At 34.4% G+C, this 12,504-nt stretch carries 14 protein-coding genes; 11 read left to right on the top strand and 3 right to left on the bottom strand.

The window, feature by feature from the left end:
• The first annotated feature begins 139 nt into the window (after window positions 1-139).
• The 4 genes from nagA to DLD54_RS08920 all read left to right on the top strand — a co-directional run bounded on the left by nagA (window position 140) and on the right by DLD54_RS08920 (window position 4,526).
• Window positions 140-1,294: an N-acetylglucosamine-6-phosphate deacetylase gene (nagA, locus tag DLD54_RS07970; RefSeq protein WP_109918855.1), complete on the top strand. Its 1,155-nt coding sequence runs from the start codon at window positions 140-142 to the stop codon at window positions 1,292-1,294.
• 205 nt (window positions 1,295-1,499) lie between these two features.
• Window positions 1,500-3,143 carry a malolactic enzyme gene (locus DLD54_RS07965; protein WP_109918854.1) on the top strand — a complete coding sequence of 548 codons (1,644 nt, stop codon included), beginning with the start codon at window positions 1,500-1,502 and terminating at the stop codon, window positions 3,141-3,143.
• 6 nt (window positions 3,144-3,149) lie between these two features.
• Entirely contained in the window at window positions 3,150-4,115 is a 966-nt protein-coding gene (locus DLD54_RS07960; RefSeq protein ID WP_109918853.1) for an AEC family transporter, read from the top strand.
• Between the two features lie 285 nt (window positions 4,116-4,400).
• Window positions 4,401-4,526 carry a hypothetical protein gene (locus tag DLD54_RS08920; RefSeq protein WP_255409547.1) on the top strand — a complete coding sequence of 42 codons (126 nt, stop codon included), beginning with the start codon at window positions 4,401-4,403 and terminating at the stop codon, window positions 4,524-4,526.
• Between the two features lie 111 nt (window positions 4,527-4,637).
• Here DLD54_RS08920 and DLD54_RS08900 read toward each other — a convergent pair whose 3' ends face one another.
• The 3 genes from DLD54_RS08900 to DLD54_RS07945 form a co-directional block, all read right to left on the bottom strand.
• Window positions 4,638-4,718: a type II toxin-antitoxin system RelE/ParE family toxin gene (locus DLD54_RS08900; protein WP_233557734.1), complete on the bottom strand. Its 81-nt coding sequence runs from the start codon at window positions 4,716-4,718 to the stop codon at window positions 4,638-4,640.
• Between the two features lie 87 nt (window positions 4,719-4,805).
• Window positions 4,806-5,090, bottom strand: a complete 285-nt coding sequence (locus tag DLD54_RS07950) for a type II toxin-antitoxin system RelB/DinJ family antitoxin (protein ID WP_109918852.1) — start codon at window positions 5,088-5,090, stop codon at window positions 4,806-4,808.
• 144 nt (window positions 5,091-5,234) lie between these two features.
• Entirely contained in the window at window positions 5,235-5,672 is a 438-nt protein-coding gene (locus DLD54_RS07945) for a GNAT family N-acetyltransferase (RefSeq protein WP_109918851.1), read from the bottom strand.
• 384 nt (window positions 5,673-6,056) lie between these two features.
• Between DLD54_RS07945 and DLD54_RS08995 the strand changes: the two genes are divergently transcribed.
• The 7 genes from DLD54_RS08995 to DLD54_RS07910 all read left to right on the top strand — a co-directional run bounded on the left by DLD54_RS08995 (window position 6,057) and on the right by DLD54_RS07910 (window position 12,499).
• A complete protein-coding gene (locus tag DLD54_RS08995; RefSeq protein ID WP_081945396.1) occupies window positions 6,057-6,146 on the top strand; it encodes a putative holin-like toxin in 90 nt (29 codons plus the stop codon).
• A gap of 446 nt (window positions 6,147-6,592) precedes the next feature.
• Window positions 6,593-7,084 carry a hypothetical protein gene (locus DLD54_RS07935; protein ID WP_109918850.1) on the top strand — a complete coding sequence of 164 codons (492 nt, stop codon included), beginning with the start codon at window positions 6,593-6,595 and terminating at the stop codon, window positions 7,082-7,084.
• An 823-nt stretch (window positions 7,085-7,907) separates the two neighbouring features.
• Complete coding sequence (locus DLD54_RS07930) at window positions 7,908-9,494, top strand: ATP-binding cassette domain-containing protein (protein WP_158593333.1); 1,587 nt, start codon at window positions 7,908-7,910, stop codon at window positions 9,492-9,494.
• Between the two features lie 376 nt (window positions 9,495-9,870).
• The gene (locus DLD54_RS07925; RefSeq protein WP_147442460.1) at window positions 9,871-10,473 is read left to right on the top strand and encodes a rhodopsin; all 603 of its coding nucleotides are present in this window, start codon (window positions 9,871-9,873) and stop codon (window positions 10,471-10,473) included.
• A 161-nt stretch (window positions 10,474-10,634) separates the two neighbouring features.
• Window positions 10,635-11,339, top strand: a complete 705-nt coding sequence (locus DLD54_RS07920) for a rhodopsin (protein ID WP_109918847.1) — start codon at window positions 10,635-10,637, stop codon at window positions 11,337-11,339.
• Between the two features lie 10 nt (window positions 11,340-11,349).
• Entirely contained in the window at window positions 11,350-11,985 is a 636-nt protein-coding gene (locus DLD54_RS07915; protein WP_109918846.1) for an ATP-binding cassette domain-containing protein, read from the top strand.
• Window positions 11,975-12,499, top strand: a complete 525-nt coding sequence (locus tag DLD54_RS07910; RefSeq protein WP_109918845.1) for a hypothetical protein — start codon at window positions 11,975-11,977, stop codon at window positions 12,497-12,499. Before DLD54_RS07915 ends, DLD54_RS07910 begins: the two co-directional genes overlap by 11 nt.
• Window positions 12,500-12,504 lie beyond the last annotated feature (5 nt).

Raw genomic sequence — 12,504 nt, 5'->3', positions numbered from 1 at the left:
TAGTTACCTATACCACTATTATAACTAAAAAATTAAAACTTTCTGTACTAATTAAGATTGAACTGGAAATGATTGGTAGATTAAGCTAGAATTAAACTGGCAATATCCAATTTTTCTTTTAAAAGGAAGGCAAAAAACTATGACTTATTATATTCATGCTGATAAATTCTTTCTTAAAAATGTGACAGAAGAAGGAGGTTATCTGGAAGTTCAAGATAATGGTAAGTTCGGTTTTTATTATACAGAAGACGAGAAACCAGCAGGTAAAATTGTCGATTATAGCGGCAAATGGATAGCTCCAGGGCTTGTTGATACGCATGTTCACGGCTCGCTAAAAGAAGATGTAATGAAAAGCGATTGGACGGGTATTAACCGCTTGTCAGAAGGCTTTCTGCGTTCTGGTGTTACCAGCTGGCTACCAACTACTTATACTGCCGGTGCTGATACCTTATCTCACATTTGTCAGATGTTTGGTAACCACAAGGGTGAGGAAACTGGTGCTAAAATTCAAGGTCTTCATTTTGAGGGACCTTACTTTACTGCGGAACATGCTGGAGCAGAAAATCCGAAATATTTGCTCGACCCAGATATTAATCAATTTAATGAGTGGCGTGAGCAATCAAAGGGCTTGTTAAACAAAATTTCACTTGCGCCCGAGAGAAAAGGTGCTAAAGAATTTATTCGAGTTGCTGTTAATGAAGGCGTAGTTGTTTCTTTAGGTCATTCAAGTGCTAATTTTGCAGAAGCCAAAGCTGGAGTTGAGGCGGGTGCGACCATGTTTACCCATACTTTTAACGGGATGCCGGATCCATCTCACCATGATTCATCAATTTCTAATGCCGCACTAGCTTTACACAATGTTACGGCTGAATTAATTTGTGATGGCCACCATGTCAAAAAAGAAATGGTACAAGCTTTAATTCAAGTTAAAGGTGCAGAACATATTTGCCTAATCACTGATTGTATGGAAGCCGGCATGATGCCAGACGGTGATTATATGTTAGGTGAATTACCGGTTTATGTTAAAGACGGTATGGCACGCCTTAAAGATGGTAACAATTTAGCCGGCAGCATATTGCAGTTAAAGACCGCTGTTAAAAATCTGGTTGACTGGAATATTGCTACACCGGAAGAAGCAATCATGATGGCTTCTTATGTTCCGGCTAAAAGCGCACACGTTTTAGATAAGTGCGGTACAATTGCACCTGATAAGGATGCTGACTTTTTGGTGTTAAATCCAGACATGACTTTAAGTGAAACCTACTTAAATGGCGAATCACGCTACAAGGCATAAAATACTCTGTAATTAAATTTACCGAAAAACCAGTTTATCAAGTTAAACTGGTTTTTTATTTGCATAATTATTTAACAAAAAATATATTTTATATATACTATACACTATTATTATAAGCTAAATTCTTTGCACTTTTAACTTGCTGGTTATAGTCTAATCATATAGTACGTGCTAATAATAATTAACTAGACGGAGAGTGAGAAAAATGGCTAAAACAGGACAAGACAGGTTGAATGATCCGTTTTTGAACAGAGGTACTGCTTATACAGAAGAACAGCGGGAAAAGTATCATTTGGTGGGGATGCTGCCACCAAAGATACAAACATTGGAAGAACAGGCTCGTGAAGTTTACTTGCAATATCAGGAAAAGTCTTCAAACCTTGAAAAACGTATTTTTCTGATGACAATTTTCAATACTAATCGTGTACTGTTTTTTAAAATTTTTAGTGAACATGTTACTGAATTTATGCCAATTGTGTATGATCCGACAATAGCTGAAACTATTGAAAATTACAGTCATTTGTTTGTTAACCCCCAAAACGCCGCATTTCTGTCAATTAATGAACCCGATAAAATTGAGGAAAGTTTAAAAAATGCGGCAGATGGGCGTGACATTAAGTTGATTGTAGTCACTGACGGCGAAGAAATTTTAGGAATTGGTGATTGGGGTACACAAGGCGTCGACATTTCTGTAGGTAAGCTAATGGTTTATACTGCAGCAGCTGGTGTTGACCCAGCGTGCGTATTGCCGGTGGTTCTTGATGTTGGCACTAACAACGACAAATTACTTAATGATTCGCTCTACTTAGGCAACCACCAGCGTCGGGTGAATGGAGATCCTTATTATCAATTTGTTGATCGCTTTGTGCAAACTGTAGAAAAGCTGTTTCCGGGACTATATTTACATTTTGAAGATTTTGGCAGGGATAATGCTGATAATATTTTAAAACATTACCGTGATCATATCTTAACATTTAATGATGATATTCAAGGCACTGGAGTCATTGTTTTGGCTGGTATCTTGGGAGCATTAAAGATTAGTGGACAAAAACTAACTGATCAAAAGTATGTCTGCTTCGGTGCTGGTACTGCTGGTACGGGAATAGTTGAGCAGGTATATTCTGAGATGTTGCAAGCAGGTTTGCAACCTGAAGAAGCACGTAAGCATTTCTACTTAGTAGATAAACAAGGTCTGCTCTTTGAAGATACTCCCGACCTAACACCAGCGCAGAAGCCATTTGTTAGAAAACGTTCAGAGTTCAGTAATGCTGATCAACTTAAGGACTTAAAGAGCGTTGTGCAAGCAGTTCATCCTGATATATTAGTGGGAACTTCAACCCGTTCAGGTGCTTTTACTCAAGATATTGTGACGGAAATGGCAACTCATACCGAGCGACCAATCATTTTCCCATTGTCAAACCCAACTCAATTAGCAGAAGCAAAAGCAGAAGATTTAATTCATTGGACTAAGGGCAAAGCCTTGGTAGCAACTGGTATTCCTGCTGATCCAGTTGAATATGAAGGAACCAAGTACGAAATTGGTCAAGCCAACAATGCTTTGGTTTATCCAGGACTTGGTCTTGGTGCTTTAGCAGTTAATGCTAAGATTTTAAGTGATGAAATGATTAGTGTAGCAGCTCATTCACTTGGCGGTATTGTTGATTCCAGTAAACCAGGTGCGGCCGTGTTACCACCTGTGGAAAAACTAAATGTCTTTTCCCAAACTGTAGCAAAAGCTGTGGCTAATAAGGCAATTGCTGATCATCTTAACCAGAATGATTATCAAGACGGTGATAAGGCAGTGGCTGCCCTTCGCTGGGCACCCGAATATTCAGATGAGCAGGAGTGAGAATAAATGCAAGCCTTTATTACTTCATTAACTAGTGTCGTTGAGCTGTTACTTGTAATTGCTTTAGGGTATTGGCTGCGCACCAGTGGCAAGCTGGGCGATCAGTTTAAAGGCAATATTTCCTATTTAATTATGAATATTGCTCTGCCAGCTTCAATTTTTGTTTCGGTCTTAAAATACTTGAACCGGCAAAAATTGTTTGGCTTAACAGGCGGATTGATCTATGCCATTATCTGTTTTGCTCTCAGCTATTTGTTCGCATGGATATTATGTAAGGTTTTGCGGATCCGCAAAGGCCGCCGCGGTACTTTCATTAACGCCATTACGAATGCCAATACCATTTTTATTGGTTTACCGTTAAATATTGCTTTGTTTGGGCAAAAAAGTATGCCCTACTTTTTAATTTATTATGTGTTAAATACTGTTTCTACTTGGGCAATTGGCGTCTTCTTCATTTCGAGTGATGATCCGACCGCGCAAAAGAACAAGCAGCAAAAATTCAACTGGAAAAAGTTGTTGCCAGCGCCATTAGTTGGTTTTCTAATTGCCTTAATTTGCTTATTGGTTGAGGTACCAATTCCCAGCTGGATTACTGCTGTATTAAGCATGGTTGGCGGAATCGTCACGCCGATGTCACTGATTTATATTGGTATTATATTGGCAGATGCCGGTTTGAAGTCAATCCACCTTGACCGCGATACCATTTGGGCATTGCTTGGCCGCTTTATCTTAGTACCAGCTTTAATGATGCTTTTAATCTTTGTTGGTGCAAATTGGCTGCCGACTTTGACAAGTTTGGCTAAACAAACTTTAGTAGTGCAGTCAGCTACTCCAGCCTTAGCTGTTTTGCCAATCTTAGTGGGTGAATCACATGGGGATGTGCAATATGCTACCAATGTTGTGACCACCTCCACAGTTTTATTTGTAATTGTCGTACCACTGGTTTTGGAAATAACCCAAATACTAATATAATTAATGAGAATTTTATATTATAAAAACCCGTCTTTGATCATGTAGATAAGGCGGGTTTTTGTTGGGAAAATAATATTTGCAATTTTTATTTTTATTGTGTTATTTCTTCTTTTATTAATTTTAATATGATATGCTTTTCGCAGTGGATCCCATAGAAAAGAGAGAAATTTATTATGCAAGTTGTTAACAATTACTTTGCTCATACGGATAGCAAAAACTAGTTACACTGCTTAAATAAAAATATAATTATACTATGTAAAAGAATATAATAACGGGTGCTTAATATTGGAACATAGAGAATTAGTCAAATCAAAAGATATTTCTGATAAGGCATTAAAAGCAATGGATGAATCTGTTGCTAATTTAAAAAAAGGAAAGGTGTCCGCACCAATAGATTTATCAGACTTTTAGATGAATAGTATTTAAAGAAATTACTAGTTTCGTGAATGTAGAGATTTATACATATAAACATATAAAAATCCTCTTAATTAAATTGAAATCTAACTAAGAGGATTTTTAGCTTTAATTATAGTGAGTTTTGCAAGCTATAATAATTAATCGCTCATTTTTAACTGTGTAAACTAATCTATCAACATTATTTATTCTTCTTGACCAACCAATTTGATATTTTAATTTTTCCGACTTGCCAATTAACATATTCATTCCAAGCTTCATCTAAAAATTCTACTGTCATTCTTTCTTCTGCTCACTACTTAAAAGATGATGTGAATGGATATCCTGATTATTGTTAATCTTTTTGAAACGCTGATTTAGTTCAGCTTGATTTTTCTCACTATAAAATGGATCCCGAACTTCAAACGGTAAACCACCTTCAGCAATACTTTTCTTTATAAATATATTAATGGCAGTCGAAAGATTAAGGCCTAGGCTGTTAAATATTTCTGTAACTCGGTTTTTATCTTCTGAATTAACTTTAACTGAAATCGAAATTTTGCTTCTTTCTGTACTTAGCATTATTGATCACCTCATATGCATAGTAGTACTTTAGATGTATAAAGTATAGTTAATTGATTTAGATTTACATATAATATACTACCTAAATTATTGTTAGTAAAACATTTATAAAAAAGTTAAAATCAATTGCAGTTTAAACAAAAATTATTTGAGTGTTTTACCAAATCGTTTTTGCATTTTATTGCTAGTATAGCCCAGCTTTTCATAAAATTTATGAGCACCTAAACGTGATTCTCCTGAATTTAACCTAATTTCTTTCATGCCTAAATTTTTAGCCTGTTTCTCCAAAGCTTGCATAAGCTGACTGCCAATACCTTTTTTCTGCACAGAAGAATCTACGGCTAAAGCTAAAACATTGAACATGGGGTCAAAGTAGGTTTCTTCAAAAATTTCTGCATGCAAATATCCCTCAACCTTTTTGCTATTTTCATCTTCAAAAACCCAGAGATAGTGATGCGCAGGATCATTTAGCAGCCTTTTAATGTTGGCAGCCGTTTTTTCCACAGAATAATCATAACCTAGTTCAACTTGATTGATTTTTTGAATAGCTGGACTGTCTGCAACTTCACATTTTCTAATCATGAAAATTCCTTTCTTATATTTGTTGTTTTACGAGTTAAAGTTATTTTTGCGCTCCCAACATTGATTAAAAAGTCTTATTTACATACCTTAAAAATGCGCTCATTTTAAACTTGGATTGGCTTAGTACACTGTTAGTAAAACCGTCTTTTACCATTGTCAAAAATGTATTTTAGTTTTTAAAGAGGGAAACAAAATACTATATAGTGGAAATAATCAAAATAAGCCATTGATTTGGCAATAATACTCTATAGTTATTCAATATGCAAACAGTATTTGTTATAATTAATTTAGAATTCAAGCAAATTGTTTTGAGGGCGGTTGGCTGTTGATCTGGAAAGGAGATGGTGCCTATGGCACGAAATCTTTTAGAAAGAGAAGCAGTTAATGAGCGTTTACCAGGCATTACAAATAATGTTGGCATTCGCCACGTTTATTATTGTGTTGTTGGATTATATCAATAATCACAAGAAATAAAAAAGACCGTCCCAATCATACTTTAGCTAGTTAAGGATAGTCTTCTATTACCTAGACAGCTAACCGCCTTTAGAGCGGCTGCTTGTTTTCAAAGAGGTCTTGTTAGCGCAAGGCCTCTTTTCTTTACAATCACATTATATCATGACTGAATTAATTTTGCACAACGGGCTGAGTCAGGTATTGCAAAGCTGCCATTTATAATCTTCTTTTTAACAGTTACAAAAGCAGAGCAAAAAATTTCTCGAAGTTTTAGCGATCTTAGACTTTTTTACAATTATTTTAATTTAATGGTTATTTGTTATATCGATAAAAAATGATATGCTAAAACTTAAGGCAGTGTATAGTATATGAAACAACAAAGTCTATAGTATTTAACCCGCTAAAATAATCAAAATTTCGCAAGCCTTTAAATATTTGCAAAACATAATAAACTAGGAGAGCTTTTTATGGATACTACGAATTACGATTTGATTTACGAAATTATTATTTTAATATTCGTTACTATTGCATTTATAACATCGCTATCTATGATTTATCTCAAGTCAAAAGCTTGGCATAAGCTTAATTTGGAATCACGAAAAGAAGTCGCAGCTTCTACAGTAGAATTTGTAGCAAAGCCTGGAATTGAGAGAGAAGTGGTAATGATAAATGCCAGCCGGTTTATTGCGGCTATTGTTCTGTTATTAAGTTGGGCTTTTTTTACATCAGAAGTTGTTATTCTATTTATAGGAAATTTAATTTTCATTGTTACTGTGTTAGCAGAAATGTATATGAATGCAGATTTAACTAAAAAAGCAAGAGAGCATTATACAAGTATTCCCTATATTTATAATGCAAAACGGGCAAAATTAGTAAGGAGATTATATATTATTTGTCGTATTTCTTATATGATTGTCGCTGTTGCGTGTACTTTTTTGATTTATTCAGTGTATGGTTGATAGTATAAATTGATTGTGAAACTCTTAAACTTAATTTACAAGTCCAAATCTTTTCATCTGGTTACAAAATTACGGCATAGATAGTGATGATTGCACTCTAACTTTATTGCTAATTGAACTGGTTAAGCAAACAAAAATAATAAAGTTAATAAAATCAAATTGTTATACAGCAGTACGAAGTAACGTATTATACATTTTTTCACTACGATCTAAAATAAATAATGGTTACTTCAAAGCAATTAGAAAACGAATTTAAAAGTTTGAACTATGAGCAGATCAATAAAATAATAAATAAAACTACTAATGAATTTGATATATATTTTTGGCTTACATTTGTAATCGAGTCCTTCAATTAAGCCTGAAACAGGTAATTAAGTAAAAAAATTTATTAGATAAGGCAGAACCTTATTGGAAAAATAGAGAGTGGCCAAAGATGACATGTATTAGCTGATGAAGTGTTGTTAGGAGATATTCAAAATTTTTCAAATTAGTGATTACTAAAACCTATAGAAAAACGCTCTTAATAATGTTTGGGAAATTAGGAAAGTAACTTTATTTCTTTATTCTTCTGACTAGGGTATTGAGTGTTATTTTCAAGGAAGTCTTGTTTTTACAGGGCTTCTTTTTAAATTTTATTTAATGAACTAGGTAAAAGAATTCGGTGGCTGCTTAGATAAACTATATACTTTAAAATAAAATTATGATTTAATTAAATAATAAATAATAATGAAAATTTTTTAGAACATAAAAAATCTTATTTTATCTTTGCAACAAGCTTAATTTAGCAGGAAAAAGTTAAATATAAATGAAGGGAACCACAATTATGAAAAAATATTTTGATAACAAAAGCATAATACTATGTTTCTTGCTAACCCTGATCGTGGGTCTTGCTACTCCTTTTAATACGTGGTCTTATTCGCAAATCTTTGCCATGGTTGAAGCTGGTGATAAAAGACGAGTAGTTCTAGAAGTCTGTTTGATTGTTCTGATTATTTTCTTATTAACTGTTGCCCGCTACTTTTACGAGAGGACACTAAATCGGAACATCTACCTCTTCAATAAAAACGTGCGCAGTGATCTGCTATCTTCAGATTTTGTTAAACAGCAAGGACCAGTTTCTGATAAGTTGTCATTTGTCACCAATGATTTAGAGTTGGTAGAAAATAATTACGTCAAAGAAGTATTTAATTTAATCACTTCTATTGTTAACCTGCTGCTATGTTTGGCTATGGCTATCAATGCGAACTTTATCCTGACTCTTGTTTTTATGCTTTTTTCAGTTATTTCAGCAATTGCCCCAAAAATTATGGCTAAACGGGTTATGGAAAGTTCTAAAGCCTGGAGTGCTAGTGTTGGTAAGTACACAGGATTTATGTCGGATTATCTCAAGCACATTGACCTAATCTTGGATTATAATGCGATGCCTTTCTTTTTACTGAAAGGTAAGAAGGCAATTACTGAAACAGCTGAAGCGAAGCAGAAACGGGAAAATACGATTGCCATGAGCAATTTACTGGCTGGTATTTTGGCTTATACCTTATCATTTCTGCCCATTGGGATTGGTATTTTATTTGTTTTAGACAAGCGCTTGCCTCTTTCTTCCTTTATTATGGTTCAGTATTCCAGTTCTTGGATCGTGAATTCTATCTTAGCAATCAACCGGTCAATGACAACGATTAACTCAGCTAAGCCCTTGTTAACGAAACTGACTAATATCAAGGAATTACCACAGTCTACTCTCAGTGACGAGATGACGACAATAAATTTCAAAGACTTGCAACTTAATGATGTGACTTTTGGCTATCAGGATAAGACTATTATTCAAAATGCCAGCTTGACGGTTAATCGTGGTGATAAGGTTCTGCTGACTGGTCGCAGCGGTCAGGGTAAGAGCACCTTGCTCAAATTAATGGCAAATATTATCCAACCAAATAAGGGAACAGTGGAATTAGTTGAACCAAATGGTAAAGCTGTTTCTCCTCAGCCTGATTACTTTGGCGAGGTCAATCAGGATTCGAATATTTTTCATGATACCTTGCGCTTTAACCTGACTTTGGGGCGTGACTTTTCTGACCAAGAGATTGAGCATGCCATCCAAGAAGCGGGTTTAACGCCATTAATGCAAAAGATTGGCCTTGACGCCGTAATTCAAGAAGACGGCACTAACTTGTCGGGTGGAGAAAAGAAACGTATAGAAATTGCTCGTGCCTTTTTATATAATCGCAACTTTTTATTAATTGATGAGGGTACCGCATCATTAGACCCACAAACTGCTCATGAAATTCATGAAATGATTTTATCTTCCGACTTGACAGTGGTTGAGATTGATCACCATATTCCAGAGGACTTGCATAGTAAGTTTACTCATTCCTATAAGTTGGAAGATAAGAAGCTGAGCCTGATTAGTTAAAGTACTGGAATAAAGTAGACCAGATTTTGATTGCTAATGCTGATAATTTAGTTATGGGAAAATGCCCTAGAAAGTTAATCAGTTGATTAACACCTAGAGCATTTTTGCTTTAACTAAAGGAATTTAATATTTTAATTCTACTGATCGTATTTTTTAAATCCTATACAAGTGGTACTCTTGATGTAAGCTATTTCGTTTTTAAGAAGTGCGTTTGTAAACGAGTAAGGAGAAAAAATTGCACTATAAAGCAGTAAACTCAAAAGCATCTCTTGTAAATTTATTTTGGGACCAATTTTTATTTTTGTGGCAAATAATAAAATCGCGCTTCCTTTTTTGGCTAGGCTTAATCAGCTTTGTAATACTGATGTTGAAATTGATGCCTAATTCTGCTATAGTTCCTCTTTTTTTCATGGGTGTTGATTTTAACGCTGTTAAATCACGCCAAGTTATTTTGCCGGTTTTTTGGTTTGTTTATTTTGTAGTACCGCTACTGATAGTCTTAAGCGGTTTTAAACAATTGTGGCAAGCAAGGGGAATGCAATTGCGAGGGCTGCGATATTCACCATTAAGTTTCGCTGCAGTTAACGTTGGGTTAATGGGATTGATCACCATCATTTATGTGGTACTAACAGAAGGAATTATGGCTTTAGTGACTGATTTTTCTTGGCTAAGAAATTTTAAACTGATGCAATTTCAGGGAATATCAGCTTTATTAGTACTGTTCATTATTAATTTTTTAGGAATATTTCTGTTGTTGATAATTCAAACCACTATCGGTCGCTTCAATGCTCCACTGGGCATAATTATTCCTTTTAGTTGGCTTATAATGACTGTTTACACCACTTGGAAATATAATCCGCTCAATAGTTTAATGTTGTTGCGAGTCAATAAGAACAATATTCTGCTGTTATTAGCTACAACGCTATTAATGCTAATTGTTTATTTAATTACTGACCGTTACAGTGAACCGAATTATTAAAAGTCTAATTCTACTATTTTTAATAATTCTAAAATGGTACTATGAATGTATAGAATTAAACGATAATGAAAAAATAAGAAACAAAAACTGGATATTTATAATAGTCAAATTAATTTATCTTTATTGCTGCGGCTACCCCCACTCTTAAAAAGAAGGTCTTTATGAAACGTTTGTTTTGGAATCAATTACTATATTTATGGCAAATAATTCGCTTCCGTTTTATTTGCTGGCTAAGTTTGATCTGCTTTTCAATTATTTTTCTCAGTACGCAGCTAATTAATAGTTCACATACTTCTATATTTAATCTTTTCTTTGCCGATACCAGTCAAGGTGCATCTTTTAATTTTATTTTGTGGCTGGTCTATTTCTTAATACCACTGCTTATTGTGCTAAATAGCTTTAAACTGCTTTGGCAAACTACCATTATGCACCTAAGAGGATTACAAATTCCACCGAAAAATTTTACTGTTGTCACTATGTTATTAATGGGAGTAATAGCTTTGGTCTATGTGTTTGTAACACTTTTAGTTATGTTGCTTGTTACGGCTTTATTTAAATTGCCCTCTTTGTCTTTTTTTGATTTAACTGACTGGCAGGCGATCCCACTACTTTTCATAAACAATTTTTTGGGAATATATCTGACGCTTCTTTTGCAAGGTACAATTGGAAAGTTTAATTCGGCATTGGGTCTGATTATTCCAGCTTCACTTTTGATAATGACATCTCTTTTAAAGTGGCAATTAAATCCTTTGAATTTCTTGATAATTATGAGATTTAATTTCCCTGGTTTTTTATTATTATTGCTGGCAACTTTGATTATGGTGATTGTTTATGGGATTATTGACCATTTCTTTAGTGTAGAGTAAGGAGCAAAAAATGGGTTTTATTGAATTAAAGCAAGTAGGAAAAATAGTGAAAAAACGGCCACTATTGCATGATGTTAGTGCAGATATTCCAGAAGGCAGTATTACTGTTTTAGAAGGAATAAATGGTTCTGGTAAAACGTTAATCTTAAAAGCGATTTTAGGTTTAATAAATACCAGTGGAGAAGTCATAGTTAATGGTAAGAAGATGAAGGTCCAAGAGCCTTATCCAATTAAAGCGGGAATTTTAATTGAAAATCCCAGTTTAATAGAGGAATTTACTGCTCATAAAAATTTAGAACTATTAGCGAAATTAGATCCAGATATTCAAGAAAAGCAGATTAATGATTTATTGGCGTACTTTGATTTAACCAGGTTCCCTAAACAAAAAGTTAAGAAATTTTCACTGGGGATGAAGCAGAAATTAGGAATTGCACAGGCTTTTCTTGGGGCCTATCCGTTAATTGTTCTGGATGAACCCACCAATGCGCTGGATCATGAAAGTATAGTTAAATTAATCAGATTGATTGACGATTATAACCGTAAAGGTTCAACCTTTGTTATAGCTTCGCATGATCATGAGTTTGTGAACAAAGTTGCCACGCAAAAGCTATATGTACAAGAAGGAACAATTAATCATGAAAAATAAAAAATTATTATGGAGCTTCTTCGTGGTAATAATAATTGTAGTTGGCTGCGTGGGCTTTTATCGCTACAACCAGGTAAACGCCCATCTTCAGCAGTATGGTGTGACTAAAGAACAGCTTTTTCACAAAAATGAATTGGTAAAAGCCTATCATGTTAACTTTATTGTTCATGAAGCTGCAGTTAAGAAAAGTAAGTATGTTGTACAAGCCAAAGTCAAATTTAATATACGTCAAACTGGTCAGTCATTCTATGGCGAGAAAAAGAACAATCCTAATTTTAGAGAAAATATGTATCTAAATAATCCTTATGGTACAAGCAATCCCTCAATAAAATTGTATGACAAAAGTCACAACAGTATTAATCCTGATAAAGCATTAGCGCACGGCAAGCAGCCTTTTACAATATTTTTTACCATTCCGCGTTATTCATATGACATGCGCAATCAAAGATTACGTTTCAGTTTCTTAGTACCAACTAAGAAGCACTATGTCAAATATTCGCTTCTGCTAGAATAGAGAGG

This window comes from Lactobacillus helsingborgensis (assembly GCF_003173695.1).
Taxonomy (GTDB): domain Bacteria; phylum Bacillota; class Bacilli; order Lactobacillales; family Lactobacillaceae; genus Lactobacillus; species Lactobacillus helsingborgensis.
The sequence above is the reverse complement of the archived record's forward strand: the minus strand, read 5'-3'. Positions and strand labels throughout refer to the sequence as shown.

Excerpts from the sequence above, each read along its gene's own strand:
- nagA (WP_109918855.1), top strand. The coding sequence starts at position 140 with ATGACTTATTATATTCATGCTGATAAATTCTTTCTTAAAAATGTGACA.
- DLD54_RS07965 (WP_109918854.1), top strand. The coding sequence starts at position 1,500 with ATGGCTAAAACAGGACAAGACAGGTTGAATGATCCGTTTTTGAACAGA.
- DLD54_RS07960 (WP_109918853.1), top strand. The coding sequence starts at position 3,150 with ATGCAAGCCTTTATTACTTCATTAACTAGTGTCGTTGAGCTGTTACTT.
- DLD54_RS07950 (WP_109918852.1), bottom strand. The coding sequence starts at position 5,090 with ATGCTAAGTACAGAAAGAAGCAAAATTTCGATTTCAGTTAAAGTTAAT.
- DLD54_RS07945 (WP_109918851.1), bottom strand. The coding sequence starts at position 5,672 with ATGATTAGAAAATGTGAAGTTGCAGACAGTCCAGCTATTCAAAAAATC.
- DLD54_RS08995 (WP_081945396.1), top strand. The coding sequence starts at position 6,057 with ATGAGCGTTTACCAGGCATTACAAATAATGTTGGCATTCGCCACGTTT.
- DLD54_RS07935 (WP_109918850.1), top strand. The coding sequence starts at position 6,593 with ATGGATACTACGAATTACGATTTGATTTACGAAATTATTATTTTAATA.
- DLD54_RS07930 (WP_158593333.1), top strand. The coding sequence starts at position 7,908 with ATGAAAAAATATTTTGATAACAAAAGCATAATACTATGTTTCTTGCTA.
- DLD54_RS07925 (WP_147442460.1), top strand. The coding sequence starts at position 9,871 with ATGCCTAATTCTGCTATAGTTCCTCTTTTTTTCATGGGTGTTGATTTT.
- DLD54_RS07920 (WP_109918847.1), top strand. The coding sequence starts at position 10,635 with ATGAAACGTTTGTTTTGGAATCAATTACTATATTTATGGCAAATAATT.
- DLD54_RS07915 (WP_109918846.1), top strand. The coding sequence starts at position 11,350 with ATGGGTTTTATTGAATTAAAGCAAGTAGGAAAAATAGTGAAAAAACGG.
- DLD54_RS07910 (WP_109918845.1), top strand. The coding sequence starts at position 11,975 with ATGAAAAATAAAAAATTATTATGGAGCTTCTTCGTGGTAATAATAATT.